Source organism: Streptomyces sp. NPDC090442 (assembly GCF_044769405.1).
Lineage (GTDB): Bacteria > Actinomycetota > Actinomycetes > Streptomycetales > Streptomycetaceae > Streptomyces.
In genome coordinates this window covers 41,880-65,553 of the sequence record NZ_JBIVXW010000001.1, presented here as the reverse complement: position 1 = coordinate 65,553, position 23,674 = coordinate 41,880, and the positions used below count along the sequence as shown (strand labels likewise).

Below are 23,674 nucleotides of genomic sequence, written 5' to 3'. Positions count from 1 at the left end.
ACCGACGAGGGACGGAACGAAGACGTGCAGCGCATCTCCCGGAAGAGCAGGAACACGGGCACAGAGGAGGGCCAGGCCGAGTCCGTGGACCGCCCCACCGCCGCATCGACCTTCCGATTCCTCGGCCGCGCCCCCGGTGCCCGAGGTGCGGGGGCACTGCGCCGCATACCCCGGCGGCGCGGTGCCCTCGTCCTGGCCCTGACCGCACTGGGCGCCGCCCAACTCGTCGGCTGCTCTTCGGACCCGTCGGGCGTGCGGGCGTCACCGGTCACCGCGGAGCAAGCTGACCAACCCTCGCTGCGTACCTTCTACCAGCAGAAACTCGCCTGGAGCCGGTGCGGCGAGCTGCAGTGCGCCACGCTGACCGTGCCCATGGACTACGCGCACCCGAGCAACGGGAAGACTTTCGCCCTCCCCGTGATCAAGTCCGCCGCCACCGAACCGGGCCAGCGGATCGGCTCGCTGGTCTTCGACCCGGGCGGCCCGGGTGCCTCCGGTGTGGACACACTGAAGTCGGACGGTGTGGCCTCCTTCGGCAAACAGGCCAGGGCACACTTCGACATCGTCGGGTTCGACCCGCGCGGTGTCGCCGGCAGCAAACCCGCCGTGGACTGCTCCCCGCGGGACGGCACGACAGACGGGGCCGACCAGGCCGACAGCGGGTCGGACGCGGCGCGGCCGCTGTATCCGCGTACCGATGCCGAGCGCCAGACCGCGCTCGCGGACGCCGACCACACCGCAGCCCAGTGCCAGGCGCGCAGCGGCGAGATCCTGCCCCACATAGGCACCCTCGACGCGGCCCGCGACATGGACGTGCTGCGCGCCGCGCTCGGCGACGACCAGCTCACCTACCTCGGCTGGTCCTACGGCACCTACCTGGGAACCATCTACGCCGAGCAGTTCCCCCGGCGAGTGCGCGCCTTGGTCCTCGACGGCGCCCTCGACCCCTCGAAGGACTGGGCTCAGCAGGCCCTGAGCAGCGGCAGGGCCTTCCGTAAGGCGGTCGACGACTACGCCGACAACTGCGCCCAAGTGGTGGGGGACGCCTGCCCCGCAGACACACCGGACGGGGTAAGCACGCTCATCACCGACCTGTTTGCGGAAACAGCCCACACCCCTCTGCCCATCAAGAACAGCACCGACCGGCTCGACCAGACCATGCTGCACTCCGCCATCACCGCATCGATGTACACGCCGGACACCCAATGGCAGCGGCTCTCCGAGGCCCTGAGCGCGGCGCGCGAGGGCGACGGCACGAAACTGGCCGCGATCGCGAACCAGGGCGAGGGCCTTCAGGACGACGGCTCGGGCGCCACGGATGATGCCGACGACCGCGGCGATGCCGGTGCATCCACCGCTTCGGACCGCCATGACGGGGCGGATGCACGCCCGCGCGACAACTCCGGCGACATCCTGACCGCCGTCAACTGCCTCGACACGCCGCACCCCAAGGACCCCCAGGCGTACTGGGACCTGTTGGAGCGCGCCCACCAGGAGCTGGGAGTGTTCGGCTCCTCCGAAGTGCTCACCGAACTGAACTGCCGGAACTGGCCGTCCGGTCCGCTCAAGCCGCACCGGGTCCGGGCCGACGACCTTCCGCCCGTCCTGGTGGTGGGCACCACCGGTGACGCGGCGACCCCGTACGAAGACGCGCAGAGCCTCGCCGCACAGTTCCCCGGCGGCATGCTGCTCACCTACAAGGGCCTGGGCCACACCGCCTATGGGCGCGGCAGCGACTGCGTCACCAATGCGGTGGACAGCTACCTCGTCGACCTCAAGGCCGTGAAGCCGGAGACGACTTGCTGAGAGCTCGCTCCGCTGCGGAAGTCGCCAGCACGCCCACGGGCACCACCGTGCTGCCCGCCGTCGCCGCGCCCGTCTTCCGCGCTGCCGGTGGCCGAGTTGCCCGGCTTCTGCCGTGAACCAGGCACGCGAACGCCCTTGGTACGGCCGGTGGTTCCTTCCTCCGGCCCGAAGCCACAGGAAGGCAAGACCGATGAACAAGAACCTGGCACGCCGCCGCCTCCTGACGGGTGCGCTCTTCCTCGGCCTGGCCGTCGGGCTCGGCAGCGCCTTGGCCACGTCACCGGCCGCCGCCGAGAACGGCCACACTCCCGGCACCTACACCAACTACTCGTTCCCCCACGGCACCAGCTCCCTGCGCGATGTCAGCTGGACGACCACCCCGGCCTACGACCCCGGTTACACCTCGGACGTCTTCTGGAGCCACCAGTTCGAGTTCGACAACCACAAGACCGGCTACATCGGCATGCAGAGCAACGGCGGCTCCCCACGCAAGCTGCTGTTCTCGGCCTGGGATACCACCGAGGCCCGGCCGGGCGACCCCGCCGGCAGCTGTGGGGCGTTCGGCGGTGAGGGCAGCGGCCAGCACTGCTCGGTGTCCCTGGACTGGCGGGCGGGCCACACCTACCGGTTCACGGTCGCCGCGTCCGGTCAGGGCTGGTTCCGTGCAACCGTCACCGACACCACGAGCGGTACCACCACCGACCTCGGCAGCATCAAGACCACCGCTACCGGCATCTCCCCGGACAACATGGTCGACTGGACCGAGTACTTCGAGTGGAACGACCCCCGAGCCACCTGCTACGACCAGCCCAACTCCGCCGTAGCCTTCGGCCTGCCGAAGGGCAACGGAGACACCGTCACCGCCGCTGTCGACTCGACCGACACCGGCACGTCCTGCACGTCAGGTGTGAAGGTCGAGGTCACCGAGGAAGGCAGCGTGCAACGCAACGCCATCGGCAACACCGCAAGGGGCCCGCTGCGGAACGGTCACGCGTGCCTGACCGCCCGGGCTCCCGGCAACCACGCCACGACTGCACTGTCCCGTTGCACCGTTGCCACCGACCGGGCCTGGGTACACGCCGCTGACCAGACACTGCGCATGGCGTCCAACTACTGCCTGACAGAGCGGAATTCCTCCGTGTTCGTCCGCGACTGCGCCGGAGCTCCGGGGGACGGCAAGGTCGACGACCCAGCCAAGCGCTGGGCGTATGACACGGCCTCGGGAACCCTCAGGAACGCGCGGTCCGGTCGCTGCCTCACCGCCGCACCCGACGGCAGGCCCGGGACCGAGTCCTGCACGCCCGGCAACGCGGCCCAGACCTGGACCATCCCCACCCGTGACGGCACGACCACCCGACCGAAGCGCTCCCGGCCCGTTGCTCTCGCCCACACCGGAGGCGACAACAGCACCATCCCGCTCCTGCTCGGGGCCGGCGTCCTGGTCCTCGGCGGAACCACCACCGCCTGGGTCATCCGGGACCTCCGCATCCGTACCCGGCGGGCACGCCGCTGAACGTCGGTTGTCGCTTCCGCCGCTGCCGCCAGCGGACAGGCCCCACCGTCCGGTGGGGCCTGCGCCAGCCCGAGCCGACGCCTGGTTCGCCTGTTGTGGTGCAGGCCACGCGCAGTGTGTCTCGGTATCCGAGACGATCGCCGTGAAGGCCCGTCCCGCGAGACTTGTGGTCGCCCAACTCGATGCGGCCAACGGCCTCTTACCGCACACGAATGGCACGCACGCCTAAAGCGCCCTAGACAACAAAGAAGGCCCAGGTCTCTGACCTGGGCCTCAACTCTGGAGCGGGTGACGGGAATCGAACCCGCGCTCTGAGCTTGGGAATCAGGGGGCATCTGACAGTCAATGCCGGCCTGACCTGCGAAGATACTCCGCATCGTGCTGTACGCGGACGTGCGGCTCCGTCTCCCTCTGACCGCCGTTTACCGCTCTGCCTGGCACGACAGTGGCACGGCGGGTGGGTTTGCCGCTGAAGGGGCTCGCGCTGTCCCCGAGGCTTTGCTCGGCGGGTGTGCGCAAGGGCGGTTCGAAGTCGACATTGCTGCGGCAAGCGATGGCTTGTCCTGCAAGGCTGGGCGTCGTGACGTACGCAGTGACAGTGGATACGCAGATCCCGAGCGGTGCTTCGGAGATGGACGAGCTGCATCGGGTCGGTGCCCGGGCGCTTCTGGAGCAGGGCTTCGACTCGGTCGAGTCGATCGACGGTCCGGATGGTGTGGAAGTCGAGATCGCCGACACGTGGGTGGGCGTCCATCCCGGTGGCGCGTTGCTGAAGGTGTTCGTGGATGCGCCGACGCTGGAGTTCGCCGAGGAGGCGGTCCGTGCGCTGGCAGAGGAACTGCTGGAGCACTCGGAGTTGCTCGCCGACTGGACGATCGAGCGGTGCGAGGTCGAGCTGCATCCCGACCTCGCGAAGGAGAGCCTGGAGGCGGCGGACGGCCCGGACGCCCCGCCGGACGATCTTGCCTCGCGACGAGCCCGACTGACCGAGTCGGCTGCTGGCGATGTCGCGGTTGACGCGATGAGCGACGCCGTTGATACCGAGACGGCTCAACGCAGGATGCGCTCCATGGCCAGCCAGCTGCGGGCCTTCGGGCCGGAGATGTTCGGCGCCCCCGATGAGGAGGAGAAGGACGACGACGTCGCCGACTACGGCTCCCGGGTGTCGGTCGAAGACGTGGAGCTGGCGGCCGGGGCGTTGGTGTGGGCGACCGATGTCCTTTTGGACGAGCTGTTCCAGGACGCGTACGCGTTGGCCGCGGAAGAGACGAACGTCGCTGAGTGCGACCGGCCGATGTGGCTGCTCGATGAACTGCCGCCACGCTACGCCCTTCAGTACGACGCCCGTTTCGCCCGACACTTCCTGGTGACGGCCGTTGCCCTGACCACACGCTTTACGGAGGGCAGCTTCCAGCAACTGGGCTGTGTAGCGGAGGAGCTGGTACTGCGGCTCCTTCTCGACCGGGCCGAGGTGTCCCTTGAAACGTTCGGTCTCCTCGATGAGAGGGTCTCGGCGGCTCTGGAGTGCTTTACCGAGCTGGTCTACGAGGACATGGACCACGAGTGGCTGTACGACGACTCGAAGGACGGCATCGACGAGAGTCCGGTAGGTGAGTACCTCGGCATCGCGCCCATGAGGCTGGCGAGTTGGTTCCAGCCGTTCAACGACGACCGGTACGTCCACCCCTACGCAGTGGATGAACCCTTCGCTGAGGAACGGTGATGAACGGGAGAGGGAGAGCAGGTCCTGGGTGGCGGTCAGGAGGCAGAGCGCTGACGGCGACGGGGGCTGGCTTCGAACCCACGACCTCTTCGTCCCGAATGGAGTACGGGCAAGATCCTTACCTGCATGTTCTGGTATCTGCCCAGGTCAGAGGGTTGGCGTGGGTTGGTCTGGCGTGGGTCGCAGTGGCTCTGGGAGAAGGTCTTCTCCCAGATTTCTCCCAAGCGGAGGAGCGGCAGCGCGACGGTCATATCGATGCCCCACGTTGCGCGGGCGAATTTGTATGACGCGGTGCGGTGTCAGCGGCCGCGTGGCCGGTGGTGCACCATCCGCTTAGGCATCTCTCGCTCAGAGGGGACCGGCTGAACAGCCCTTTCAGGGTCTGCCGCGCCTCCCTCCCTCTGCTTGAGGCGCCTTCTCGTACTGGTAGGAGGGCAGTCGAGATTCGTCGGCCGACCGGCATGAGAGTTGGGCTGTGGCTGGGGCTCCTGCAGCGGGAATGCCTGAAGGAGTTCGCCGAACCCGGGCGTGCACCTTCGCGTCTGGAGCGAGAATGGCTGCCTGGGTCATAGGGATCAACAAGGCACAGGGGGCGGAGTTCTATATGACGAGCCAGGGGGAAGTAGTCGGCCTGAAGGTCGCCAAGGCACTGTCGTACGTGTGTAGGCATCGGGATGAACTTGCTGAGCTGCTCGACGAGGACGACGCCACCTTGCGTGCTGTCGAAACCGCAGTCGGCAGCCCGGCCGCGGAGGACGGCTCACTCACGGCCCTTCTGGGCGCCTTGCACGCAGCGGTTCGACGCGCAGGCGACCCGTCGGGGGTGTACGGAGAAGCAGACCGTAGCGTGATGCCGGCCGGTGTTGCTGATCTGGACGTCGTGTACCGGTGTCCGTTGCAGCTGTGCATCGGCAGATCGGGTCACGAAGTGGACGACGTGCCACACTGCCGCTTAGCCCTCGCTGATACGGCGCTGATCCGGGAGAGGCTCCCGTAATGGGAGGGCTGCTCGGCGAACTCGGCAAGAAGCTGGCCGAGCGATGGCTGACCCTCCTCGTACTGCCAGGCGCCCTCTACCTGGCGATCGCCGTAGCCGGACACACCCTCGGGCAGAGTGCCGCCCTGGACGTGGGGCGGCTCGCTCACGCGATCTCAGAGGCCGCCCGGGCTCCCCAGGTAACCGCGGTAGGCGGCCAGGCCCTGCTGCTCGCTGCGGTGCTGGCAGGTGCGGCCGGCGCCGGGCTGGCAGCCCAGTCCCTGGGGTCCGTTGTCGAGCGTGTCGCCTTGGCCGCCGGCTGGGGCTCATGGCCGTGGCCGTTTGGCGAGTTGGCCGAGCGCCATGTGGCACGCAGGCAGCGTCGTTGGGACGCAGCACGGGCGGAGTACGAAGCCCTGCGGCTCCGGGAACGCGCTCCCCGTCCGGCCGACCGCCCCAGGCCACGGGATCGTCACCGTGCGACTCACAGGTGCGAACGCATTTCCGTGGAGCGGCCTGAACGGCCGACCTGGAGCGGTGACCGGATCCACGCCGCCGCGGTCCGGCTGGACCGAGACGCATACGTCAATCTCCTCACCGTCTGGCCCCACCTCTGGCTCGTGCTGCCAGAAGAAATACGCGGTGATATCGGCAGGGCCCGCGCCGCGTTGACGCGAGCTGCCGTCCTCAGTGGATGGGCCCTGCTCTACCTGCTTTTGGCCTGGTGGTGGTGGCCCGCGGCGCCGCTCGCTGCCACGCTGGTGGTCATTTCGGCACGTCGCCTCCGCGCCGCCTCGGATACATACGCCACGCTGCTGGAGGCATCCGTGCGTCTTCACCTGTCGGACCTGGCCGACAAAATGCGCATCGAGGAACAGCCGATGGGCCCACCGCTCGGTCGTGCGGTCATGCGACGGCTCAGCAGCCCGGCGCCGGTGGAACCGGCTTCGTGAGCTCGCCGAATTCAGAGGCTCGCCGCGGCGGACCTGGATGGTGCAGCCACCTGATCTACCCGAGAACGAGAAGTGACAGGACAGTTCATGCAGGGTCGTGAGCAGGACTTCGCAAGACAACTCGAACTGGAGAACCGGATTGCCGCAGTGGGGTTACGGCTGGATCGGATGGCCCGCGAACAAGACATCGGTGTGGTGCTGGAGCCGGAAGCATTGGCCGAGTCCCGCCAACTCGCAGCGATCCTCCGAAACGACGCGTCCGACCTGGAAGGTCATTACGCCCTCGGCTGGTTGCACATCTTCAGGTACCGGGCACTTCTCGGAGGGACTGGGCAGCGGGACAGAGAGGAGGCCGTCGCGAGGTTCACGCCCTGCTTCGTGTTCGGCGACGCTGGTGCGGAGGATTTGCCGGACGAACTACTTCCGGATATAGCCCAGCAAGCGCTGGGCTTCGTCTGGAAGATTCAGCAAGGAATGTACGCTTCGCCGAGCCCAGAGCTGCGCGCAAGGGTGACCGATCTCCTACGGCGTATCGCGGCCGTTATCCCCCGTGGCGAAAGCGAGCACGCGGAAACGCTGTCCAATCTTGCCGTCATCCTGAAAACCCATTTCGACATGGGTGGCGAACCGGCGGATCTGGACGCGGCGATCGACGCGGCGTGGGAGGCGGTGGAAAGTACGGCAACGGGGCACCTGAACCGGTCGGTCATGCTGGTCAACCTGTCAGGTGTGCTGATGGAGCGTTTCACTCATGCAGGTATGGCGGCGGACCTGGACAATGCAATCGAGACTGGTCGACTGGCAGTCCAAGCGGCGGTGAGACCTTCTGCCGAACGGGCTGGCGGGCTCAACAATCTGGGCACCGCGCTGAAGACCCGGTTCACCGAGAGAGGCATCCTGTCGGACCTGGACGCGGCGATAGAAGCTTTCCAGGAAGCGTCAGACCTCTGTGTCGAGGACCACGACAAGGCGGGAGTTCTCTACAACCTGGGTATCGCTTGGCAAGACCGATACGAAAGCATCGGCATCCCGGCCGATCTGGAGAACGCGATCGAGTGCTGCCAGGCCGCTGTCGAGGCTGCCCCCGAGGAACATCCTAGGCGCGCCACATTCCTGGCTGGGCTCGGCAGCACCGCGCTGACCCGATTCAAGCGCACTGGGGAAACAGATCATCTAGACCGTGCCATTAACGCGTTCCGGGGAGCCCTGGAGATGACCCCGCTGGGTCACCGGACACGGGGGCTTCGCCTCTCCGGCCTGGGGCAAGCTCTCCTAGCGCGGTACCGCCTCGGCGGGGACAGGTCTGACCTCGATACGGCGATTGAGATGAACCGGGCTGCCTCCCAAGAAATCGCCCCGCAACAAACCGAGTTCAACGCGGTTCTTAACAACCTGGGCATTTCTCTGTGGCAGCGCTTCGAGCGCAATGGTCATATGGCCGACCTGGACGAGGCGCTCAGCGCCAGCCGTGCTTCCGCGCAGGCCACAGCGGTCGGTCACGCCGATCGCCCGACCCGTCTGTCCAACGTCGGACTGATGCTGTGGACGCGGTACAAGCACACCGGGGCGCTGTCGGACCTGGATGCCGCGATCGAGTTCGCACATGACGCTGTGGAGGCAGCATCACCTGGCCACTCTGTCCTGGCGGGAATGCTGTCCAATCTCGGCATCGCACTGATGGAACGTTACGAACGAAACGAGTACACACCGGATCTCGATGAGGCGATCCAAAGAAATCGCGAGGCCCTCGCGATCACCGATTCCGCCAGTCCCGACCGTCCGCGCTTCCTCGCGAATCTGTCCGCCACACTGCACGCGCGGTTCCAGCAAACCGGGGGGTTTGACGACCTGGATGGCGCGATCAAGGCAGGACGGGACGCCGCCGATGTCCCGAGCCACTACCCAGAGCGCCCGCGATACCTGTCCGCGCTGGGAGCCATACTGTCCGTCAGTTTCAAGGAGACCGGATCCGCAGTGGACCTGGACGAGGCGGTGGCAGCATGCGAGGCCGCGCTCGACACTACGTCCGCCGAACATCCGGAGAGATCTAACTACCTGCTCAACCTCGGGACAGCCCTGCACAGCCGGTATGAGCGGACTGGCTCACGGCACGACTTCGATCGCGCTCTGGCCGCACATCTGGAAGGCTCGCGAGCCGACTGGACCAGACCGTCAATGCGAATTCGGGCAGCTCAGGCGGCAGCCTCACTGATCGGACGGGAGGCCCCCGATCTTGCGGCCGATCTCCTGGCCGGGGCCGTACGTCTGCTGCCCGAGGTAGCTGATCGTCGGCTGCGCCGTGGCGACCAACAGCACGCCATGGGCAAGTGGTCCGGGCTGGCCGGAGATGCCGCGGCACTGGCTCTGGCTTCTCACGAGGGAACACCCACCGACCGGGCCGTGCGGGCGCTGCAATTGCTTGAGACGGGCCGCGGCGTCCTCCACAGCCAGGCACTGGACATGCGGAGCGACCTCGCCGAGCTTCGCGAGTGCCATCCCGACCTGGCCCAACGCTTCCAGACGCTCCGAAGCGAGCTAGACCGACCGATGGAATTGACAGCTTCCCCCGCAGACCCCACGGGGCAAGTCCGCACCGCCATAAGCGCGGTCGATGCTGGGGAACATAGACGGGACCTCGTCGGCCAACTCCAGGCAACGTTGGACCGCATCCGAGATCAGGACGGATTCGCCGGTTTCGCTCGTCCCCCCGCTGTCGCTGAGCTCTTGGCGGAAGCCGCTTTCGGCCCGGTGGTGAGCTTCAACGTCAGCCACTACCGCAGCGACGCAATGCTGTTGACGTCCGAAGGAATCGTGTCCCTAAACCTGCCCGACCTCACATACGACCTCGTCATCGACCAGATACAGACCTTTCATCAGGCCCTGGAAACCGCTGCGGATCCACGCACGACGCCCCTCGCGCGCAAGGAAGCCCAAGCGACCCTTCGTGCCGTGTTGGAGTGGCTGTGGGACGCGGCGGCCGAACCGGTCTTGCGAAGCCTTGGTTTCACCGCTGAGCCCTTCCCCGGCCAGCCGTGGCCCCGTGTCTGGTGGGCGCCGGGTGGGCTCCTCTCACTGCTCCCTCTGCATGCTGCCGGCCATCACTCCGAGCCGCCTCCGGCGGGTTTGGGAGAGGGGGAGCCGCGGCGGACCGTCATGGACCGTGTCGTCTCCTCCTACACAACCACCATCCGCGCACTCCATCACGCACGCCGTCATCACACCTCCACGCCGTCCGTGAGTCGGTCGCTGATCGTGGCCATGCCCACGACGCCGGGTGTCCGGGGCCGTCTGGACCACGTCTCGGTAGAAGCCGCACTGTTGCGTGACCTGTTGCCGAAACCGATGCTGCTCATCGAGCCGGATGCATCGGCTGACAGCACGATCGCCCCCGGGCCGGAGCCACGACCGACCAAGGCTCGGGTCCTGGAGACCCTCCCTGATTGCGGGATCGTTCACTTCGCGTGCCACGGTGCCCACGACCCCGACGATCCATCCCGGAGTCTGTTGCTTCTGCACGACCATGAACGTGATCCGCTCACGGTGGCGAGCCTTGCGGGAATGAGGATGGACTCGGCCCAACTGGCCTACCTGTCAGCGTGCCGAACAGCGTTCATGGAATCCGTGGAACTGATCGACGAGGCCATCCATCTCGCATCGGCGTTTCAGCTCGCTGGCTTTCCCCACGTCATCGGCACCCTTTGGGAGATAAACGACGAGGTGGCCTCACATATGGCAGCTGACTTCTACGCTGAGCTCGGCAGGGTCACCAACCAGCACGGTTGCCTCGACACGGATGCGGCGGCACATGCTCTGCATCACACCGTGCGCAAGGTCCGTGATCAATATCCAAAGTCCCCCTACCTCTGGGCGGCCCACCTGCACGCCGGGATCTGAAACTCGGTGGTGCAGCAGCTGCTGAGCCGCGGCATTTGGTGGCGGGGGCTGTGGCTCCCTCATACATGGGGCGGGTTCGGATCGCCCAGCTTCTTCAACTGAAGACCAGGCTTCGGAAGGCGTTGCGGATCCGGGTCAACGGCTCGCGGTCGCGGGTGTAGTAGAGCTTGTTCGTCAGCAGGACGGCCCAGGTTCCCCGTTTGGGGGAGATCCACATGCCGGTGCCGGTGAAGCCGTAGTGCACGTACGTGCGGTCGGCGGGGGCGGTGCCGGGGGCCGGGTGCCAGAAGAGGCCGCGGATGGGCTCCAGGGTTCCGGTCTGGACTCTGAGCGATTCCTCGATCCAGGTCGGTCCGAATCCCGGTGTTGTGGGGGCGGTTGTGGGGTCGAGCATGTAGCGCAGGAAGCGGGCGAGGTCGTCGAGGACGGAGAAGGTGCCGGCGATGCCGCAGACGCCGCCGAGGAGGCGGGCGGAGAAGTCGTGGGCGGTGCCCTTGAGATGGCGGCCGGCGTCTTCGTCGAGCTCGGTCGGGGCGCAGCGGGCGGCCAGTTCGGAGGGCAGCGGGCCGAAGCGGGTGTGGGGCATGCCCAGGGGCTGCCAGATGCGGGTGTGGGCGAGTTGGCCGAGGTTTTGGCCGGAGAGGTGTTCGGCGAGGTAGCCGAGGATGAGGGCGGCCCGGTCGGTGTACTCGACGGCCTCGCCGGGCGGCCTGTGCAGGGCTTCGTGGAGGACTCCAGCGCGAACGGCCGCCGGGTCGGTGCCGTAGAGGTTCTTCAGTCGGGCTCGCAGCGGTACGCCTGCGGTGTGGGTGAGTAGTTGGCGGGCGGTGACCTGGCCGAGGGGGTGGCCGGTGACCTCGGGCCAGAAGGTGCCGAGGAGGTTGTCGAGGGGGAGGGAGCCGTCTTCCCAGAGGGCGCCGATCGTGGACCAGACGGCCAGGATTTTGGTCAGGCTGGCGACGTCGAAGACCGTGTCCGGTTGCATGGGGATGTTCGGCGCGGTGGGGTCGAGGACGCCGGCGGTGCCTGCGGCCGTGGTGCCTGTGGCGTTGCCGATGGCCCAGACCGCGCCGGGATAGACCTTGTCGCGGACGCCGTCCACCACGAGCTGCTTGATCTGGTCGGTGCTGTCTTCCATGAACATCTCCGATGTCGCGGTGCGGGCCCGCCCGTCAGCGTAGTGAGGCAGTCAGGCCCGACCCAGGAATGTGACGAGTGGTCAACTGATCCGATGGCCGAGTTCGGTCAGGGCCTTGGCGGTGGCGCTGAGCGGGTAGCGGGCGGCGTTGCTTCGCCCGGCATGGCGCAAGGCGGCCAGCAGCCCGGGGGTCGTACGGAGGCGGTCGACGTCTCGGGCGACGGCTGCGGGGCGGGTGAAGTCCGTCGCGGTGCCGGAGGCGGCGAGCGTGTCGGCCAGGCCGGGGACGGGCTGGTAGAGCACGGGCAGGCCGCAGGCTTGGGCTTCGAGGGCGACCAGGCCCATGGCTTCGAGGGTGGTGGAGGGCACGACGAGGAGGTCGTGCTCGGTGAACGTTCTCCACAGTTGTGGGCGACGGAGCCAGCCGAGGTACCGGATCTTGACGCCGGACTGCCGTACGGCGCGGGTGAGGGTGCGGAACTGGCCTTGCGGGGCAGCGATGCTCAGCTCGACGCCGGGGATGGCAGTTAGGGCCAGCAGCATGTTCTCGGCGCCCTTCTCCGGCGTGAGCCGCCCGGCGTAGAGCAGCCGGAAGGGACTGCCGGGCGGGCGGGTTGATCCATGCGGCGGGTGGGCCAGGAGTCGGTCTGGAATGCCCCAGGGAATGTGGACGATCTTCGTGCGGTCGGCGGTGGGGGCGATGCGCAGGAGCCGGTCGGCCATGGCCGGTGTCGGCACGACGATGGCGTCGGCGAGCCGCACGGATTCGGTCAGGACTTTGTGCTGGTCGTGGTGGGTTTCTGCGAACAGCAGGTCGGTGCCGTGGACGAGGGCGATCCGTGGGTGTTCGGGCAGGGCTCTGATCAGCGCGGGGGTGCCGCCGAAGGTGAGGTGTTGGAGGTGGAGAACGTCGGTGTGGTCGGGGGGAATTGACTCGGTCAGGGCCCGTTGGAGGGCTGCTACGTAGCGGTGGAAGGCCGGGCCTTCGAGGCACTTGCCGACGACCGGCAGGAGGTTGAGCCCGGCGGGCAGGCTGGGGTTGGGGCTGGTGGGGGCGAGCATGAAGGCCCGTGCGGGGATGAGGGGTTGGGGGCCGGTGTAGAGGTCGAGGAAGAGTTCGACGCTGCCGCCGGGACTGGGGAACGGGAGGTCGAGGAGCGTGGCGACCCTGGTTTCATGGTCGGCCTCCTGGGGCTTCCTCGTAGAGGCGGGAGGCTTCGATGCCCTGGCTGGCCCGGTACTTGAGGCCGTGCTGTTGGTAGCTGGATGTGGCGCCGAGGGGTTGGAGGAAGACGAGCTTGCCGAAGGTCATGCCCGGGTAGACCCGCACGGGTCTGGCGGCACGGATCTCCAAGGTCCAGCGGATGGCGTGGCCTTGGTGGCCGAGCGGGGCGGAGACGTGGACCCAGATGCCGAGGGCGCCGGTGGTGCGGTCGCCGTTGAGGAGCTGTGCGTAGGTCTCCGAGCCGGTCTTCTCGTGGGTGACGCCGAGGTAGAGCGCTCCGGGTTCCAGGACGAACCCCGTGCGGGGGATGGTGATTTCGGTGGACGAGGTCGGGGTGGCGGCGTCGAGGTCTCCGTCGCAGACGCGCAGGTTGGCGCCGAGGCGCCAGTCGTAGGCGTTGGGAGAGAGATGGCCGGCGTCATACGGGTCGATGGTGATTTCGCCCGCGGCGTGGGCGGCGGCGATGGCAGGGCCGGTGAGGATCACGGCGCCACCGCTTCCAGCGGGGCGAGGTCCTGCCAGTAGGCGGAGGGCCTGGGGCCCGTGGACGTCTGGTACTTGCCCGCGTAGGAGGCGATCGGGCCGACGGCGACGAAGAACATGACCTGGCCGATCTTCATGCCGGCGTAGACGCGTAGGGGGCGGATGGGGGAGAGCATCAGGGTCCACTGGCCATGGAAGCCGATGTCGCCGATGGGGGCGGTGATTTCGACGAAGAGGCCGAGGCGGCCGACGGAGGAGCGGCCGAAGAGGAGGGGGACGAAGGTGTCGGAGCCGACCTGTTCGACGGTGTGGCCGAGGTAGAGCTGGCCCGGCTTGAGGACGTAGCCGTCGTCGCCGATCTCGAACTGGTGGGTCGGGTTGGGCTGGTGGGCGTCGAGGAGTGGGGTGGTGTAGGTGAGCAGGGTCGGGCCGAGGCGGACGTTGTAGCTGTTGGGGTTGACTTGTGTGGCGTCGAAGGGAGCGATGCGCAGGCGGCCGTCGGCCGCGGCTGCGGTGATTTCGGGGCCGGTGAGGATCATCGGTGAGGTCCTTCGGTCAGGATCCGCTGGAGGGCCTGGCGGAGGCGGAGGCCGGCTTGGTGGGTGCGGCCGTCCAGATAGCCCTCGGCGAGGTAGTCGGTGGTCAGCACGGTCGGCAGATGCGGTGGCAGCGGTGCTGGTTCGGTGACCAAGGGGCCGGCGCTCTTGGTGAGGTGGGCCAGCAGTGCGTCAGGGCTGTCGCGCAGAGCTTCGGGGACGCGGGCGTGGACGAGCTGGTTGTTGAAGGGCTCGATGGTGAGCAGGTCGCCGAAGGTGAGGGCGTCGCCGAGCTGGCTGTGGCGCAGGGCGGTCTCGTTGAGGATGACGGCTTCGGCGCCGAGGGCGGTGTGGAGTCGGCTGACGAGGGTGGAGAGGAGAAGCCGGCGGTCGAGGACCTGGCCTCGGTACGGCTCGGCGATGGCGCCGATCGGCAGGGCCAGGCGATCTCTGAGGTCCTCGATCCGGTCGTGGATGGAGGCGAGTTGGGGCGGTAGCGCTGCCGTGCCGGTCGTGTCGGGGAAGCGGGCGGTGCGTGCCGTCCATCCCGCGGGGGACGGTTCGGCGAGGGCGTAGCCGGCGCCGAGTTCGCGGCCCTTTAGAACGAGGGCCTCGCCCACCTGGAGAGGGCCGTACCTGTCGCTGTGGCAGTGCCCGGCGAAGATCACGTCGAGGAAGGGGCAGGCGGCGGCCAGCTTGAGATCTTCGTCGAAGCCGGAGTGGCTCAACACGACCCAGGAGTCGACCTCGTGGTGGTGCGCCAGCGTCACTTCGCGCAGGGCCTGGGCCGGTGCCGTGACCCGGTGCCCAGCTCGCTGGTCGACGGGGACGGAGTGGAACGCCTGCTCGCCGATGACCGCGGTGATGGCGACGCGTCGGTTGCCGACGCGGGCGGTGTGCAGGCGGCGGAAGAGCGGTTCGCCGGTAGCGGTGTCTACGGCGTTGGCGCACACGGTGATGTCCCGGATCGGGGGTTCGAAATGGTGGATCCATCCGTGGTTCCCGGGGGCGATCACGTCGTAGAGGCCCTGGAGGATCGCGGTTTCGATACGGCCGTGGCCGAGTCGGTAGTAGCCGCTGCCTTCGAAGAAGTCGCCGCAGTCGACGATCAGCGTCTCCCGCCGGATGGCGTGCAGGTGGGTCAGCATCGGCAGGGCGTTGTCGAACGAGGAGTGGACGTCGGTGGTGGCGGCGATCCGTTGCAGCGCGCGGGGACCGGTCACGGGGTGACCTCGCAGATGTCGGCGCCGAGTGCGAGCAGCTTGGTGGGAAGGTCGGCGTGGCCTCGGCGGAGCTGTTCGAGGCCGCCGAGGGTCGTGACGCCGCGGGCGGTGAGGCCGGCGATGAGCAGGGCCGAGCCGGTACGGATGTCGGTGGCCTCCACTCCGGTCCCGGTCAGCTGCTGCGGCCCGGTCAGGCGGCACTGCGTGGGGGAGGTCTCGCGGATGTCGGCGCCGAGGCGGGCGAGTTGGGGGATCAGGTTGCCGTGACGCCCAGGGTTGATCGCGTCGGCGAAGAGGTGGGTGCCAGGCATTCCCAATGTCAGGGCCATCAAGGCTGGTTCGAAGTCGGCGTCGAGCCCGCCGGGGGAGAGCGAGGCGATGGCTCGCAGGGGCTGATGTGTGGGGCGGGTTCCCTCAGCACGGACGACGAGAGCGTCCTGCTGGGCGTCGACCGGAACGCCGAGCCAGCGCAATGCGGCCACCATCGGTGCCACGTCCTTGCTGCGTACGCCCTCGATGCGGCCGCTTCCGCGGGTGGCGGCGATGGCACAGGCCAAGGTGCCTGCCTCCACCTTGTCTCCGGGGACCGCCCAGGTCACCGGCTCCTGTGCGGCGGAGGCGGGCGGAGTCAAGGAGAGAACACGGTCGTCGGCCCGTGCCTCCCAACCGGTCACCTGGAGCGCTTGCAGGACGCTGAGGACTTCGGGCGAGAGGTTGGGCTGCCCCAGCCGCAGTGGTCGCCCGGCGACGACGGCGCGCAGTACTGCCGCGATGCTCGCGCCGCGGGAGCGGAACGGCAGCATCACGGATACCGAGCCGGTGCGGCTCTCACCGGCCTCGACGCTGTAGCCGTGGTCGTTGACGAGCGTGCGGTCGCCGAACGCCTCGTACACCCTGAAGTGCTGCTCCATCCCGCGGTCGCCGATCGGGCAGCCGCCCGGCCACGGCAGCACGGCCCGCCCGTGAACGGCGAGGAGAGCCGGAACCAGGTAGTACGAAGCACGGATACGGGCAGCGGTTTCGTGGAAACCCGGAGCCACGTGCACACCGTCGCGCGGCAGGACCAGGACTGTGTTCGGTCGGCCTACGGGACGGGTGATGTTGTGGCCCGTGTGCTGGAGCAGCGTGAGCATGGCCTGGACGTCGTCGTTGGCGGGGACGTTGGACAGCTGGACAGGTCGGCGCAGGGCGGCTGCCGCAGCGAGGAGCGGCAGTGCGGCGTTCTTCGAGCCGTCGACGGTCACGGTCCCGGAAAGCGGCGCGCCGGGACGGATGGCGATCACCTCGGAGGTAATGGCTGGTGTCCGAGCGGTTGTCACGGTCATCTCCTCGGAAGCGGAACTGGCAGTGCGAATGGGGGACTTGAGGCTTCTTGCAGGCGGACGTCCGCCCAGCACCGCTTGCCGGACGCGGTCGGTTCGGTGCCGTACCGGTCGGCCAGGGCCGCGACGATGGACAGGCCCCGGCCGTGTTCGTCGTCCTGACTGGGCGATCGGGGCCGAGGAAGATCACGACTGCTGTCGCTGACCTCGACCCGAATGGCGTTGCCGTCACAGCGGGCGGTCACGGTGGCTGCGCCGGGACCTGCGTGCCGCACGGCGTTCGAGAGCAGCTCACCGGCCATCAGCTCAGCGACGTGCAGTACATCGCTGTCGGCCGGCAGGCCCCAGTCGCGCATCGCGGCGACGAGCCGACGCCGCGCGGACGCCGCGGCAGCGGGTGTCCCGGAGACGGAAAAGCGGACGTCGTGCATTTCCATGAGCGGCCTCCTGGAGGGGTCGGCTGCTCCACGCAACCGCTCCAGGAGCAGGCGGAACCAGTCCGTGTGCGGGGGCCGCATCACTTATGCACGAGCTGCATCCCCTCCAAGTACCCCTCCCCTACGCTCGGTTGAGCTGGCAGGATCGGCGGCGGCAGGAGGAGCCGTGGCACAGATGGCCGAAGCGCAGAGCGAAGCGAGACGGATCGGCGAAGTGATCCGTCAGGCACGCGTGTTACAGCGGCGCTCGCAGAAGGACGTCGCTACCGCACTGGGGTACCACCAGTCCAAAGTGAGCCGCCTGGAAGCCGGCAGAGGCGTCCAGGACCTCCACATGCTGCGCGAGGTCGCGCGGGTGCTGGCCATCCCGCCCCACCACCTCGGCCTCGCCGCCGCCCCGGATGCCACTCCACCCGACCCAGAGACAACAGACATGCACCGCCGTACCTTCCTCGCTGCGGGCGTCGCCGCGCTTGCGGCCCCGGCCACTCCCGTCGGCGCGCACCAGGATCTGATCCAGTCCCTTCTCCCCGGCCCGAGCCCTGCGCTCACGGATCCCGTACCTGGGCTGCCGGAGATGCGAGAGCACGTCGCAGCCGCACGACGCCTCTTCTGCACCTGCCACTACACGCAGCTGGAGCGCACGCTGCCCAAACTGATCGGGCAGCTACGGCAAGCCGTCGGCGATACCCCCGGCTCGACCGACCTGTCCGGACTGTTGGCCACGGCCTACCAGACCTCGGCGAGCCTGCTGCTCAAGCAGGGCGATCACGGCAACGCATGGCTCGCGGTCGGCAGGGCCATGGCCGAGGCCGAGCGCTCCGGCGACCCGGTCGTCCTTGCGTCCAGTGTCCGGGTACACGCCCACGTCCTCGCCCGTGACGGCCACACCGCCCAGGCCGTCACCCTCGTCCGGCACACCGCCGACCAGCTCACGGGCGCGTACGACCAGCGCTCCCCGAAATACCTCGCCGCGCTCGGCCTGCTGCTCCTGCGCGGCGTGACCGCCGCCAGCACCGGTGACGACCGCTCCGCCACCCAGGACTTCCTCACCGAGGCGAAGGAAGTCGCCCGCTACGTCGCGCTCGACCGCCCCGACGCCTGGGCCAACTTCAGCCCGACCAACGTCGCCCTGCACGGGGTCAGCGCCGCCGTCGCCTTCGGTGACGCGGGAATCGCCCTGCAGACCGCCCGCCCCCTCATGCGCCGTCACATCCCCGTGCCCGAGCGCCGTGCCGCCCTGTGGGTCGAGGCCGCCCGCGCCTACAGCCAGCAGGGCCGCCTCGCCGATGGCTACCAGGCATTGCGCATCGCCGAGAGCTGCGCGGCACAGGACATCCGCCGCCCGGCCGTCCGGGGACTGGTCGCCGATATGGCAGCCCGCGACCGCCGTCGTAGCCTGCCGGAACTGCATCACTTCAGCCGTCGACTGGGAGTCCCCGCGTGAGCGATCAGCCTGACCAGCAGACCAAGAAGCCGTTCCTGTACGTCGTCGTGTGCGCGTCCGGAATCGCCGGCGACGTCGGCAAGCTGATCACGGCCGCACAGGAGGAGAACTGGGACGTGGGGGTCATCGCCACTCCACAGGGCCTCGGCTTCATAGACACGACGGCGATCGAGGCACAGACGGGCTACCCCATCCGCTCGGCCTGGCGCTCACCCGGCGACCCCCGACCCCTGCCGCCCGCCGACGCCATCGCGGTGGCCCCGGCCACGTTCAACACGATCAACAAGTGGGCCGCCGGGATCTCCGACACCCTGGCCCTGGGCATTCTGTGCGAGGCGTACGGCTTCGGCATCCCCACCGCGGTTCTGCCGTACCTGAACTCGGCCCAGGCAGCCCACCCCGCGTACCGGCAGAGTCTGGACCGGCTGCGCGGGATGGGCGTCCTGGTCGGTGGGTACGAGCCTCATCGGCCGAAAGCCGGCGGTGGGGCCGACCGCTTCCAGTGGGAGGAGGCGCTGGAGCTGCTCGCGCCCCATGCCTCAGCCCACGCGTGATCAGGGCGCCGCGCTCGGGGCGGCTTGTCAGCCACTAGCCCGCGCGGCGATGTTCGCGTCTCCGCTGCCTCAGACGCTGTCGACGTAGGCGATGTGCGCTCGGAGATCCTCCGCGATCTCTTCCTCATCTCCTGAAACCGGCAGCTCCCAGTGGGCCTCGTCGCCGATTTCCATGGCTCCCTCGCTGCTGAACCGGATGAGTTCGGGGGATGGGCTGAACTCGTCGCGCAGCCATTTCGCGAAGGGGGCCGCTTCTCCCGGGGAGACTCCGATGAGCGTGACGCAGCCGCACTCCTCCACGGGGATGGTGGCCATGCCCTGGACATCGGCTTCCGGCCCCACGGCCACCTCGAAGTCCAGGTAGCTTCCCCCTCGGAACATGGTGGGGATCAACTGGGTGGCGGCATCCGGAAACTGCCGTTTGAGGGCCGCTTCGAAGCCTTCGAAGGTCATGTGCCAGGAGTTCGCGTTGTCGACCGGAGGGTAGAAGAGGAAGGTCGCGCGGTCTTCGTTGTCAGTCATGGGTGTCCGTAGTCTCAGGGCTCGTAGCGTGTGGTGCCTTTTACGCCGGTCATGGCCATCATGCTCTGCCAGTACGCGGAGCCTTCCTTGTCGTTGGTGATGATCTCGAACCCCTTGATCCGGGAGTTGCGCGGATCCGACATGGCCGCGTGGTAGCGCATGAGTTCCCGTTCGTCCGCCGGGAACATGCCGTCCCGGCGCGGGTCGAACTTGACCGTCGCCCCGTCCTGTTTGAACTGGACCGGCGTACCAAGGGTCTTGTCCACTTCGCTAAGGCGCCGGAAGGTGTTGCGGCATCCGGGCTCCCGTACGTACTTGGCCTCCACGGCATAGCCGTCGGCAGGCCGCAGGCCGTCGATGCTCAGTCCGCGTTTGGACGCTCCCGGGGCTCCGGGAGGGAGCGGCACTTCTCGCTCGGGGTAACCGGCCACCCTTCTCTGGTAGGCGTTCTCCGGCTTGCTGGCGTCTCCTCCGCCCGCGAAGCCGTGAGCCGGCAGCGAGTTCCTCCAGGCGCGGAAGGCAGCCTGGTCGGCCGGAGAGAGCAGATTGGGGTGGTTGGGCGGCAGCGGATCGCTGTGAGGGAGACCTGGATCGACGGCCTGCCCCATGAGGGCCAGCGCCGGCGCTGTCGAGGCGAGCATGATCGGGACCGGCACGCGAATGCCCCCACCCGGTAGCAGTGGCGGACGGGGCGCGGTGTCTCCACCGGGCAGCCGAACTCTTGCCTGCGAGGAATCGAGGCTGTGCGCGATGTCGCCGAGTTGATGGATCCGTGGGTCGCCGAGCACCGCCTCGGAAAGGCCGCCGTCGAATCCGTTGCCGCCCAGCATGGGTTGCTCCCACGGCAGGTCGAGCCGGAAGAAGTCGGCCTTGTGAGCATCGATCGCAGCCAGTGCCGTTTCGATGTGGTCCGCGTAGTTGTCGCAGGCATTGGCGAGCTGCACGCATGCGCCGACGAGGTTGGCCATCAGAGGCTCGTCCGGATGTGCCTGCGACGGCGGGGTGCCGTTGCCGACGCAGCGTTTGAAGTAGTCCTGGAACGTGTCGGAAGCGACTCCGGTGTGGTGATGACGGGCCGTGGAGGCACAGACCTGGGCCTCACCGTAGAACCGCTCCAGGAGTTTGCCGGCATGCCGCCAAGAGCCGGCGACGTCCCGCGCCTTCTGCGCGGAGCCGCGGTAGCGGTCGCCGCCTCCCGGGGCGTACTGGTCGTACCAGGCGGTGTCACCGACAACTTCGGGCAACTCCCGCCCCAGCCCGATGAAACGGGATGAGCAGTCTGCCGCCGGATCCCCCATGTTGGCGGACAGGTCTTCCTGCTTGCCGAGAAGTTCGGCACTGACCTGGCTCTCGGTGGCCATGTACTCACGGGCGGACTGCATGATGCCCGCGCCGGTCGCCCCCATGATGTAGGACCCGAAGCCGATCTGGTCGAGCGTGGCCGCAGCCGCTGACTTGTACACCGTGGCGAACGCCCGGCCGGCGTCATCGTCGCCGGCCATACCTTGCTGGTCCTGCAACTCGCTCGCAAGGGCGATCGCAGTGTCTCGGACGCCTCGCATGACGTCCATCATTGCCATGGACGCCTTGATCATCTGGCCGGTGTCAACCTCGAAGCCGCCCAATCCCGTCCCCCTAGCCGGCAACATGACAACGGCCCCCGTTCTACCGCACAGAGATCGCTGACCAAGGTAGAGGGACTGGAACCAGACAACGGAGGGCGTGAAAGCTGCCGTTGCGGTGCCGTGGCTGATCGGGGCCGTAGCGCTCTCTGTGCCAGCCTTTGCCCCCCCTCCTTCTTGGATCCCTTTCCTCGGTCGTGATCAACGCCGTCGTGGCCGGTTCGCCACTTGGGGGGCAACGACAGGTGTTGTGGGGATCGGAGTGGCGTCACTCCTGGGGCGCTGCGACTGAGGCGTCGAGGCTGGCGGGGCGATGTAGCCGAGGTGTTGTAGCCGCCAGACGAGGACGTCGCTGATCGAGTCGGCGCTGTCGAGTTCGCGTTGGGCGGCGGCTTTGGCCAGGAGGGTGGTGGTGTGGTGGCCGGCGCGTTCGGCTTGGTCGAGTACGGCGGTCAGGGCGTGCCAGCCTGGCTCGGCCTGGAGGCGGTCGGCGGGGTGGGGTAGGGCGGTACGGACCGTGTGCGCCTGCCGCTGCCGTACCGGGGTGGGGAGGCGTTGTCCGTGGGCGCGCATGGCGGCCAACGGGCCTGCGGTGGTTGTCTGGTAGGCGGTGCGTAGGTGGTCGGCGGCGCGTTGTGCGGCTTCCGCTTGTTGGGCGTGGTTGCGTGCGGCGTGCCAGCGGGCAGCGGCGATGACGGCCAGGACCATGACGTCGAGGACCAGGGCGGTGGCGGCACCGTCCTGGCCGCGACCGAAGGCCGGCCCGGAGTGGACGATCTGGTTCGCCGCGCGGCGCAGGGCATACATCTCCTCGTTCCGGGCGCGAATGTGAGAGCGGGTGGCGCGTTCGAAGTGCCTGGCTGCTTCTCGTAGTTCGGCTTTGGTGGGGCCGATTGAGGTCTGGGCGAGGGCATCGAGGACCTCTCCCACCCCGATCAGCTGGGCCGCTGCCGCACTGTCGTCGTCGGACGCCATCGATGCCAGGGCGGAGTCGGTGGCTTCGGCGGCGAAGCGGCGGGCGCGGGCCGGGGCCGAGGCTGCGTTGCGTTCCAAGGCTGCGGGAGGCTCGGGCATGTCCGCCGTGGCCGCGAATCGCCTTCGGATCCTGGGCAGGGACAGGTCCGGGGCGAGTTTGGAGCCGGAGAACCAGACGGGTTCGTTGACTTTGTTGCGGTCGCCGACCACGGCGACCGAGTAGCCGAGTACATCGCCGGAGGGCGCGATCCGCTTCTTGATGCGGACGCCTTCGGCGGCGAGCCGGTCGAAGAACTCGGTCTCGTCCCTGGCCCCGGCCAGCGCTCGATGGACGCGTTCACACAGGAGATCCCGTGAGGTGGCGTCCTGACCGCGACGTTCGGCCTTGTGCCGCTCGGCGCTGGTGGCGCGCTTGGCGGCGGTGCCGTCGCCCGGTGTGACCCGGCGCAGGTCGTAGTCGGCCTCGATGCGGCGGGCCTCGGCCTGGGCGCGGCGGGCTTCGTTGTGCAGCCGGGGCCGTCGGCCGTCGTCGCGGACGAGGGTGGCGATGATGTGGATGTGGTCGTCGGCGTGGCGCACCGCCGCCCACCGGCACGCGGTGTCGTCGCCTTCCGGTGCGATGCCGGTGGCGGCGACCGTGCGGCGGGCGATGGCGGCCCAGTCCTCGTCGGACAGGATCGGGTCTTCGGGGCTGGCCCGTACGGAGATGTGCCAGACGTGCTTGTCGGGACGACGGTTCTTAGGCAGGGCGTTGACGGGCTGGTCGAGCAGGCGCTGCAGCTGCTCGTAGGTGGTGCTGGGGCCGCGGCCGGGGTCAGGGGCGAGCGGGTCGAAAGCGGCGACCAGGTGCGGGTCGATGTGCTCCTCGTGGGTGCCAGGGCCGTAGAGGTAGCGGATCAGGCCGCCCGTCTTGCTGCCGCGCTTGTGGATGCTGGGGATCACGCCGACACGCCGCCGTCGCGGTGGGCGAGGAGGGCGTCGACGGCGTCCTCGGTGCGGCGGGCCGCGTCATGGACCGCCTGTGCGATGGCGTCGAGGTGGGGTGCGTCGGCGCCGGAGTTGAGGACTTTGGCGACCTGGTTGAAGAGGCCGTGGATGCGGCCGAGGTGTCGGCGGGCGGCGAAGAGCTCGTCGATGACTCCCCGTTCGGTGGCGATCTCGGCTGCGGTGCGGGTCAGGTCGCGGGCGGCCTTGTCGACGGCGTAGGCGAGGAAGGCGGCGTTGGTCATCTTGCAGTGGGCGGCTGCGGCGGTGAAGCGCGCGTACTCGGGTTCGTTCATGCGGCAGCTGGGCTGGTGCAGACGTTTGAGCGGCTTCGGCTGACG

19 protein-coding genes are annotated in these 23,674 nt (G+C 68.4%); 8 read left to right on the top strand and 11 right to left on the bottom strand.

Annotation, left to right across the window (positions count from 1 at the left end; all coding sequences use genetic code 11):
* Positions 1-24 precede the first annotated feature (24 nt).
* The 6 genes from ACIQU6_RS00270 (at position 25) to ACIQU6_RS00245 (ending at position 10,865) form a co-directional block, all read left to right on the top strand.
* Positions 25-1,806 carry an alpha/beta hydrolase gene (locus tag ACIQU6_RS00270; protein WP_403479372.1) on the top strand — a complete coding sequence of 594 codons (1,782 nt, stop codon included), beginning with the start codon at positions 25-27 and terminating at the stop codon, positions 1,804-1,806.
* A gap of 190 nt (positions 1,807-1,996) precedes the next feature.
* Entirely contained in the window at positions 1,997-3,319 is a 1,323-nt protein-coding gene (locus ACIQU6_RS00265) for a DUF3472 domain-containing protein (RefSeq protein WP_403479371.1), read from the top strand.
* A 580-nt stretch (positions 3,320-3,899) separates the two neighbouring features.
* Positions 3,900-5,042: a hypothetical protein gene (locus ACIQU6_RS00260; RefSeq protein WP_403479370.1), complete on the top strand. Its 1,143-nt coding sequence runs from the start codon at positions 3,900-3,902 to the stop codon at positions 5,040-5,042.
* Between the two features lie 553 nt (positions 5,043-5,595).
* Positions 5,596-6,039 (top strand): hypothetical protein, encoded by a 444-nt coding sequence (locus ACIQU6_RS00255; RefSeq protein ID WP_403479369.1) that lies wholly within the window; start codon positions 5,596-5,598, stop codon positions 6,037-6,039.
* Positions 6,039-6,971: a hypothetical protein gene (locus ACIQU6_RS00250; protein ID WP_403479368.1), complete on the top strand. Its 933-nt coding sequence runs from the start codon at positions 6,039-6,041 to the stop codon at positions 6,969-6,971. The genes ACIQU6_RS00255 and ACIQU6_RS00250 overlap by 1 nt, the downstream gene beginning before the upstream one ends.
* Positions 6,972-7,058: 87 nt before the next feature.
* Positions 7,059-10,865 carry a CHAT domain-containing protein gene (locus ACIQU6_RS00245; RefSeq protein WP_403479367.1) on the top strand — a complete coding sequence of 1,269 codons (3,807 nt, stop codon included), beginning with the start codon at positions 7,059-7,061 and terminating at the stop codon, positions 10,863-10,865.
* A 94-nt stretch (positions 10,866-10,959) separates the two neighbouring features.
* On the opposite strand, the gene ACIQU6_RS00240 is transcribed toward ACIQU6_RS00245, so the two are convergent.
* The 7 genes from ACIQU6_RS00240 to ACIQU6_RS00210 all read right to left on the bottom strand — a co-directional run bounded on the left by ACIQU6_RS00240 (position 10,960) and on the right by ACIQU6_RS00210 (position 17,229).
* Positions 10,960-12,003, bottom strand: coding sequence for a serine hydrolase domain-containing protein (locus ACIQU6_RS00240; RefSeq protein ID WP_403479366.1), 1,044 nt, complete (start codon positions 12,001-12,003; stop codon positions 10,960-10,962).
* 81 nt (positions 12,004-12,084) lie between these two features.
* Positions 12,085-13,065: a glycosyltransferase family 4 protein gene (locus ACIQU6_RS00235; RefSeq protein WP_403479365.1), complete on the bottom strand. Its 981-nt coding sequence runs from the start codon at positions 13,063-13,065 to the stop codon at positions 12,085-12,087.
* A gap of 112 nt (positions 13,066-13,177) precedes the next feature.
* A complete protein-coding gene (locus ACIQU6_RS00230; RefSeq protein ID WP_403479364.1) occupies positions 13,178-13,714 on the bottom strand; it encodes a dCTP deaminase domain-containing protein in 537 nt (178 codons plus the stop codon).
* On the bottom strand, positions 13,711-14,250 hold the full coding sequence (gene dcd / locus ACIQU6_RS00225; protein WP_403479363.1) for a dCTP deaminase: 540 nt from the start codon (positions 14,248-14,250) through the stop codon (positions 13,711-13,713). The genes ACIQU6_RS00230 and dcd overlap by 4 nt, the downstream gene beginning before the upstream one ends.
* The gene (locus tag ACIQU6_RS00220; RefSeq protein ID WP_403479362.1) at positions 14,247-15,470 is read right to left on the bottom strand and encodes a metallophosphoesterase; all 1,224 of its coding nucleotides are present in this window, start codon (positions 15,468-15,470) and stop codon (positions 14,247-14,249) included. Before ACIQU6_RS00220 ends, dcd begins: the two co-directional genes overlap by 4 nt.
* The gene (locus tag ACIQU6_RS00215) at positions 15,467-16,795 is read right to left on the bottom strand and encodes a UDP-N-acetylglucosamine 1-carboxyvinyltransferase (RefSeq protein ID WP_403479361.1); all 1,329 of its coding nucleotides are present in this window, start codon (positions 16,793-16,795) and stop codon (positions 15,467-15,469) included. The genes ACIQU6_RS00220 and ACIQU6_RS00215 overlap by 4 nt, the downstream gene beginning before the upstream one ends.
* Positions 16,792-17,229: an ATP-binding protein gene (locus tag ACIQU6_RS00210; protein ID WP_403479360.1), complete on the bottom strand. Its 438-nt coding sequence runs from the start codon at positions 17,227-17,229 to the stop codon at positions 16,792-16,794. The genes ACIQU6_RS00215 and ACIQU6_RS00210 overlap by 4 nt, the downstream gene beginning before the upstream one ends.
* Before the next feature lie 175 nt (positions 17,230-17,404).
* Between ACIQU6_RS00210 and ACIQU6_RS00205 the strand changes: the two genes are divergently transcribed.
* Together ACIQU6_RS00205 and ACIQU6_RS00200 are read left to right on the top strand one after the other, a co-directional pair.
* Complete coding sequence (locus tag ACIQU6_RS00205) at positions 17,405-18,676, top strand: helix-turn-helix domain-containing protein (RefSeq protein WP_403479359.1); 1,272 nt, start codon at positions 17,405-17,407, stop codon at positions 18,674-18,676.
* Complete coding sequence (locus ACIQU6_RS00200) at positions 18,673-19,230, top strand: flavoprotein (RefSeq protein WP_403479358.1); 558 nt, start codon at positions 18,673-18,675, stop codon at positions 19,228-19,230. The genes ACIQU6_RS00205 and ACIQU6_RS00200 overlap by 4 nt, the downstream gene beginning before the upstream one ends.
* A gap of 69 nt (positions 19,231-19,299) precedes the next feature.
* Here ACIQU6_RS00200 and ACIQU6_RS00195 read toward each other — a convergent pair whose 3' ends face one another.
* From ACIQU6_RS00195 to ACIQU6_RS00180, 4 genes are all read right to left on the bottom strand, one after another.
* Positions 19,300-19,752: a hypothetical protein gene (locus ACIQU6_RS00195; RefSeq protein WP_403479357.1), complete on the bottom strand. Its 453-nt coding sequence runs from the start codon at positions 19,750-19,752 to the stop codon at positions 19,300-19,302.
* Positions 19,753-19,766: 14 nt separating this feature from the next.
* A complete protein-coding gene (locus tag ACIQU6_RS00190) occupies positions 19,767-21,377 on the bottom strand; it encodes a restriction endonuclease fold toxin-2 domain-containing protein (RefSeq protein WP_403479356.1) in 1,611 nt (536 codons plus the stop codon).
* 198 nt (positions 21,378-21,575) lie between these two features.
* Complete coding sequence (locus ACIQU6_RS00185) at positions 21,576-23,291, bottom strand: relaxase/mobilization nuclease domain-containing protein (RefSeq protein WP_403479355.1); 1,716 nt, start codon at positions 23,289-23,291, stop codon at positions 21,576-21,578.
* Positions 23,288-23,629, bottom strand: a complete 342-nt coding sequence (locus ACIQU6_RS00180; protein WP_403479354.1) for a plasmid mobilization relaxosome protein MobC — start codon at positions 23,627-23,629, stop codon at positions 23,288-23,290. Before ACIQU6_RS00180 ends, ACIQU6_RS00185 begins: the two co-directional genes overlap by 4 nt.
* Positions 23,630-23,674 lie beyond the last annotated feature (45 nt).

What these genes read in the sequence shown, in the direction of transcription:
- ACIQU6_RS00265 (WP_403479371.1), top strand. Translation starts at nt 1,997, where the DNA reads ATGAACAAGAACCTGGCACGCCGCCGCCTCCTGACGGGTGCGCTCTTC.
- ACIQU6_RS00255 (WP_403479369.1), top strand. Translation starts at nt 5,596, where the DNA reads ATGGCTGCCTGGGTCATAGGGATCAACAAGGCACAGGGGGCGGAGTTC.
- ACIQU6_RS00250 (WP_403479368.1), top strand. Translation starts at nt 6,039, where the DNA reads ATGGGAGGGCTGCTCGGCGAACTCGGCAAGAAGCTGGCCGAGCGATGG.
- ACIQU6_RS00245 (WP_403479367.1), top strand. Translation starts at nt 7,059, where the DNA reads ATGCAGGGTCGTGAGCAGGACTTCGCAAGACAACTCGAACTGGAGAAC.
- ACIQU6_RS00240 (WP_403479366.1), bottom strand. Translation starts at nt 12,003, where the DNA reads ATGGAAGACAGCACCGACCAGATCAAGCAGCTCGTGGTGGACGGCGTC.
- ACIQU6_RS00235 (WP_403479365.1), bottom strand. Translation starts at nt 13,065, where the DNA reads ATGCTCGCCCCCACCAGCCCCAACCCCAGCCTGCCCGCCGGGCTCAAC.
- dcd (WP_403479363.1), bottom strand. Translation starts at nt 14,250, where the DNA reads ATGATCCTCACCGGCCCCGAAATCACCGCAGCCGCGGCCGACGGCCGC.
- ACIQU6_RS00215 (WP_403479361.1), bottom strand. Translation starts at nt 16,795, where the DNA reads ATGACCGTGACAACCGCTCGGACACCAGCCATTACCTCCGAGGTGATC.
- ACIQU6_RS00210 (WP_403479360.1), bottom strand. Translation starts at nt 17,229, where the DNA reads ATGGAAATGCACGACGTCCGCTTTTCCGTCTCCGGGACACCCGCTGCC.
- ACIQU6_RS00205 (WP_403479359.1), top strand. Translation starts at nt 17,405, where the DNA reads ATGGCCGAAGCGCAGAGCGAAGCGAGACGGATCGGCGAAGTGATCCGT.
- ACIQU6_RS00195 (WP_403479357.1), bottom strand. Translation starts at nt 19,752, where the DNA reads ATGACTGACAACGAAGACCGCGCGACCTTCCTCTTCTACCCTCCGGTC.
- ACIQU6_RS00180 (WP_403479354.1), bottom strand. Translation starts at nt 23,629, where the DNA reads ATGAACGAACCCGAGTACGCGCGCTTCACCGCCGCAGCCGCCCACTGC.